This window comes from Sphingomonas sp. (assembly GCF_013816785.1).
Taxonomy (GTDB): domain Bacteria; phylum Pseudomonadota; class Alphaproteobacteria; order Sphingomonadales; family Sphingomonadaceae; genus Sphingomicrobium.
Map to the genome: position 1 here is coordinate 1 of NZ_JACDDV010000091.1, position 2,817 is coordinate 2,817.

Consider the following 2,817-nt stretch of genomic DNA (forward strand, 5'->3'; position numbering starts at 1 on the left):
ACCTTACCGTCCCAAATCTTCTCCTCCGCAACAATACCATCCTCGGCGTGTGCGAGGCGATCGGCGAGGATTTCGGTTTCCACCCCAACTGGCTCCGCATCGCCCTGATCGCGCCCTTGTTCTTCCAGCCGTTGGCGACCATCGCCGCCTATCTCGGCTTAGGCGTCGTCGTTACCATCTCGCGCTTCGCCGCGCCTAACAAGACCGCCTCCGCGCCGAGTCTCGTGTCCGAAAATTGCGGCAGTTGAAACGTCAGCGATGGCGGGTCAATCGATGTCCCTCGCCGCCTAAAAAATCACGGCATGCAGCGCAAAAACTCAGCGCGGGTTCACTCCGTGCGGGGTCCATTCCGGACCGCCAACCCAAAGTACCACTCGGGTTGAGGCCGAAGTGTCCCGCTTTGGCGCGTTTCTTAACTTCGCTGACCAAAAGATGAAGGCCGTGGAAACCCTGTCTTTACGCCCTTGGGTTACAAGCCGGTCCTAGAGTTCCCGGCATGGACCAAGGCATGGGCAGGAGTAAGGCTTCGATGGCGAGCAATCAGGCAATCGACCGGCAGGCGCCCGGCGCCGCCGACGCGCAGCTAGCGCGGGTCGAGACCCAGGGGTCGGCCGGCCATCCCTATCGCCTTGCCATGCTTACCGCGAGCGGCACGACCCACGCACGCGACCTGGCCGATATGGTCCATCTGTTCTGCTCGCTCTATGGCCGGCACCCCGGATTGATCGAATTAGCCCTCAATGCTTGCCCCGCGGGGCCGGTGCGCGGCTGGCTCCGCGAGGCGTCCGACGCCTACGAGCGCGAGCGGCTCTATCTGGTCCGCCTGACCGCCGCGGTCGGGCCTTTGCCCTCGACCCCCGGTGCGGCGGAAACCGAAGCCACCCTGGTCGCGCAACGCCACGCGATCGAGACGCTGGCGAAAAGCGAGCGGTGCGGCTGCGCATTGGGCGCGGCAACCGCGCTGATGGCCGATTGGCCGGCGGTGCGCGCGTTGTTCGATCGCGCCGCTACCCGAATGGGGATGATGGTTCCGGCAATGGTCCTGCCCGACCAGGCGTCGATCGTCCGGGTGATCGGCGACGCCGCCGATGGCGTGGCGAGCGAGCGGGCCTTGGGGTTCGGCGGCGAGCAGCTGCTGCTCCAGAACCGTGGCCTGCTCGACCTGCTCGAAGCCCGCGCCGCCGCGAGGGGCGACGACTAGACCTTGATGCCGCTCCGCCGTAGGGCAGCGCGATGCGTTTCGAAGGCACTTCCGACTATGTCGCGACCGACGACCTCAAGGTTGCGGTCAATGCCGCGGTCCAGCTGCGCCGCCCCCTCCTGGTCAAAGGCGAGCCGGGCACCGGCAAGACCGTGCTGGCGCACGAAATCGCCGGTGCGCTCGGCGCCCCGCTGATCGAATGGCACATCAAGTCGACCACCCGCGCCGTCCAGGGCCTCTACGAATATGACGCGGTGGCGCGGCTTCGCGACGGCCAGCTCGGCGATTCGCGTGTCCACGAAATTTCCAACTACATCCGCAAGGGCAAGCTGTGGGAAGCGTTCACCGCGCCGGTGCTGCCGGTGCTGCTGATCGATGAGATCGACAAGGCCGACATCGAGTTTCCCAACGACCTGTTGCAAGAGCTCGACCGGATGGAGTTCCACGTTTACGAAACCGGCGAAACGGTCCGCGCGGCCGAGCGCCCGGTCGTGGTGATCACCTCGAACAACGAAAAGGAGCTACCCGACGCCTTCCTGCGCCGCTGCTTCTTCCACTACATTCGCTTCCCCGACCGCGACACCATGACCCAGATCGTCGATGTCCATTTCCCTGGCATCCAGAAGATGCTGGTCAGCCGCGCGCTCGACCTGTTCTACGAGGTGCGCGAAGTGCCCGGAATCAAGAAAAAGCCATCGACCAGCGAATTGCTCGACTGGCTGAAGTTGATCCTCCACGAGGACATGCCGCTGGAAGTTCTTCAAGACCGCGACCCGACCAAGGCGATCCCGCCGCTCCACGGCGCGCTGCTTAAGAATGAGCAGGACGTGATGTTGTTCGAGCGGCTGGCCTTCATGGCCCGGCGCAAAGTCTAACTATCGCGGTAGGCGAGTTCGACGTTGCCCCAGCGACGGCCCTTGATGAACAGCGGGATATAGACGTTCTTGACGGCGATCGATTCCTCGCCTCGCTGCATTAGATAAGTCATCAGCGTCGGCTCGTCGCTTTGCAGTGCGAAGCGGGTCTGATCGTCGATCAGGATGCGGCGGTTGCGGCAGTGCGCGTCGTTCCACACCGGGTCGTCGCCCTGCGCCTGGGAGCGATCGCTAAGATGGGTCGGCAGATGGCCGTTGATATCGCCGATGGTCGTGCCGATGATGTTGTGATCGGTCGCCTTCACCGCGTCGATGATCGGCTGCACATGGCGGTCGGCGAAGGCGCAGAAATTGGTGTCGAACTGTTTGGGATTGCTGCCTGGCCGCTCACGATAGTTGCGGTCGAACACCTCCTCCAACGTGATTTCGCCGCGGTCGATACCGCGCTCGACGACCTCCGCGATGTCGCGCATTTCCGCCTGACCCTTGAGGATCATCGGCGTGTCGTCGATCTCCGCGCCCGAATTGGCGAGCGTGTTGAGCATCGTGTTCGACAGCATTTCGAGATGCGACAGGCGCGATTCGACCTTGAGCAACTGCCCCCCGTTCTCGCGAGCGTCGCCGGCAAATTCGCTGAGGCCGGCCTTGACCCGGTCGACGCTGGTTTGGATGAGGCTGGTAGAATGGGCGATGCCCTCGGTCTGGCGGTCGACCATCGACACGATTTCGGTCACTTCGCGG

Annotated in this window: 3 protein-coding genes and 1 pseudogene; 3 read left to right on the plus strand and 1 reads right to left on the minus strand. The window is 63.8% G+C overall.

Annotated features, from left to right (window positions below; genetic code table 11):
- The 3 genes from H0W65_RS12080 to H0W65_RS12090 all read left to right on the plus strand — a co-directional run.
- Positions 1-248: PspC domain-containing protein (locus H0W65_RS12080; RefSeq protein WP_294007908.1), on the plus strand; the 248-nt coding region annotated here is incomplete at its 5' end.
- Positions 249-529: 281 nt separating this feature from the next.
- Positions 530-1,201: a hypothetical protein gene (locus H0W65_RS12085; protein ID WP_294007910.1), complete on the plus strand. Its 672-nt coding sequence runs from the start codon at positions 530-532 to the stop codon at positions 1,199-1,201.
- Positions 1,202-1,233: 32 nt separating this feature from the next.
- On the plus strand, positions 1,234-2,076 hold the full coding sequence (locus H0W65_RS12090; protein ID WP_294007912.1) for a MoxR family ATPase: 843 nt from the start codon (positions 1,234-1,236) through the stop codon (positions 2,074-2,076).
- Here the strand turns inward: H0W65_RS12090 and H0W65_RS12095 are convergent.
- A pseudogene (locus tag H0W65_RS12095) lies at positions 2,073-2,817 on the minus strand (chemotaxis protein); the annotation flags it as partial. The gene H0W65_RS12090 and the pseudogene H0W65_RS12095 overlap by 4 nt on opposite strands.